Origin of the sequence: Verticiella alkaliphila (assembly GCF_018904615.1) — a bacterium.
Lineage (GTDB): Bacteria > Pseudomonadota > Gammaproteobacteria > Burkholderiales > Burkholderiaceae_B > Verticiella > Verticiella alkaliphila.
In genome coordinates, this window is the sequence record NZ_JADCNH010000110.1 from 1 (window position 1) to 629 (window position 629).

A 629-nucleotide genomic window follows, 5' to 3' on the forward strand; every position below is an offset into this window, starting at 1 on the left:
TTCGGATATCTGCGGATCAAAGCTTGTTTGCCAGCTCCCCGCAGCTTTTCGCAGGCTACAACGTCCTTCATCGCCTGTGATCGCCAAGGCATCCACCGTATGCACTTAGTCGCTTGATCCTATAACCATGATGGCTATAGAAACTCTGAGTATTCGCGCTTGTGCCGTTCGTCGGTCTGAGTATACGCATGCGTTTTACCGCACACGTTCTTGAGACTTCTCGAACTATGTATGCAATCACAACCCGTGTCATCCACAGCATCACAGCCCTATGCTGGCGCTCGATGCGTAGACACACATTACTTGTTGTGCTTCTTCCAAATTGTTAAAGAACAGCCGTCGGGTCAAAACCCAACCATCAGCACACATCGATGTGCTCATGCTTGGACTCTGCCGAAGTTTGTCGTATCAGTTATATGCCAACCGCTTTTCTCTGCAGAAAAGTGGTGGAGGTGAACGGGATCGAACCGATGACCCCCTGCTTGCAAAGCAGGTGCTCTCCCAGCTGAGCTACACCCCCAGTCATACTGCCGCCGTCAAATCACACTACGGGACTACAGTACAAATCTTGGTGGGTCTGGTTGGATTCGAACCAACGACCCCCGCCTTATCAAGACGGTGCTCTAACC

The 629-nt window shown here is 51.2% G+C and carries 1 tRNA gene and 1 rRNA gene; both read right to left on the bottom strand.

Features of this window, described 5'->3' with window-relative positions:
• A 23S ribosomal RNA gene (locus tag IMZ29_RS22440) occupies nucleotides 1–119 on the bottom strand; the annotation flags it as partial.
• Between the two features lie 325 nt (nucleotides 120–444).
• Nucleotides 445–520 (bottom strand) — tRNA-Ala (locus IMZ29_RS22445).
• Nucleotides 521–629: the final 109 nt, after the last annotated feature.